This is a genomic window from Micrococcus sp. KRD026 (assembly GCF_017168445.1).
GTDB lineage: Bacteria > Actinomycetota > Actinomycetes > Actinomycetales > Micrococcaceae > Micrococcus > Micrococcus luteus.
This window is the reverse complement of the sequence record NZ_JABFBA010000025.1, coordinates 1-686: the sequence shown is the minus strand read 5'-3', so window position 1 is coordinate 686 and position 686 is coordinate 1. Positions and strand designations below refer to the sequence as shown.

1 pseudogene is annotated in these 686 nt (G+C 64.6%); it reads left to right on the top strand.

Going from position 1 to position 686, the window contains the following annotated elements:
* Positions 1-582, top strand: a pseudogene (locus J1M40_RS09400) (hypothetical protein); the annotation flags it as partial.
* Positions 583-686: the final 104 nt, after the last annotated feature.

Here is a 686-nt window from a genome sequence, read left to right as displayed (position 1 = left end):
GACGACCTGCTCGGGGGTGTGACGCTTCCTGCTGTTCGTCATGATCTGACCAGTCTCCCTGCCCGCGACCGCGGGCAACAGGACGACTCTCATAACGACTGGACCTACGAAACGGGGTCAGCCCAGGTGGAGCAGGGCGATCAGCTGCGCGCGGTCGCCCATCCCAAGTATCTCGACACCTTGGACCGTCTGATGGCCGAGCCTGAGGAGATCCAGCGCATTGTGAAGTCGGGCGGTGGCAGGTACACGATGCCAATGCAGGACATCGTGCAGTCTGTGACCGGTGCAGCCACCGACTGCTACCAGCCCGGTGAGGAACTCAACAGGTTCGTTGAGAACATGACGCCCATCATTAACCGCATCCCGGAGTATGCGGCGCTGGAGGTGGACGGCGCGTCCGGGGGCGCATCCTCCACGCCGGCTGCATCGTCGACCTCGACCCCTACTGCGGGGTCTGCTCCTGCTTCGGAGCCCACGCCCACCCCTGAGCCCACGCCGACGCTCTCGGAGGAGGCGGAAGCGGCAGCCGAGCATGAGGCCGGGGATGTGCCGATGGAGTACTGGGCTGACCCCGTTTCGTAGGTCCAGTCGTTATGAGAGTCGTCCTGTTGCCCGCGGTCGCGGGCAGGGAGACTGGTCAGATCATGACGAACAGCAGGAAGCGTCACACCCCCGAGCAGGTCGTC